Genomic DNA, 330 nt, shown 5'->3' with positions numbered 1-330 from the left:
ATGCGACACATCGTGAGCCAAGTCATGCCGTGCACGACGATCATCATTCGTCATTTCGCTCCCAGCGTCTCGATCATCGCGGACGATGTCGAATCCGTGCTGTCACACTGCGCGACAACAACCGTCCGATGCAGCAAAATGCCTATCGCGATCTCCAGCGAAGCGTATCTGATCTCAAGTCTTCCCCAATGCGCACATCTCGTGTCTCTGCCTCACGCGCCGAGCCAGCAGATCGGGCCTTCCGATCTCGAATAATCCCCATAGCTGCAAAACCGCGCATAACCTCCCGCGCCTTCGTTCAATCCGGCTTCAATGAGGTCGCGTCACAAG

At 56.4% G+C, this 330-nt stretch carries 1 protein-coding gene; it reads left to right on the top strand.

Features of this window, described 5'->3' with window-relative positions:
• Positions 1-255, top strand: a 255-nt coding sequence (locus AC0L3P_RS40225) for an RNA-binding protein (RefSeq protein ID WP_473309489.1), incomplete at its 5' end; no start/stop codon positions are given.
• Between the last annotated feature and the right edge of the window lie 75 nt (positions 256-330).

It is taken from the genome of Bradyrhizobium sp. WSM4874 (assembly GCF_055811835.1).
This window is presented reverse-complemented; position numbering and strand designations above follow the sequence as displayed.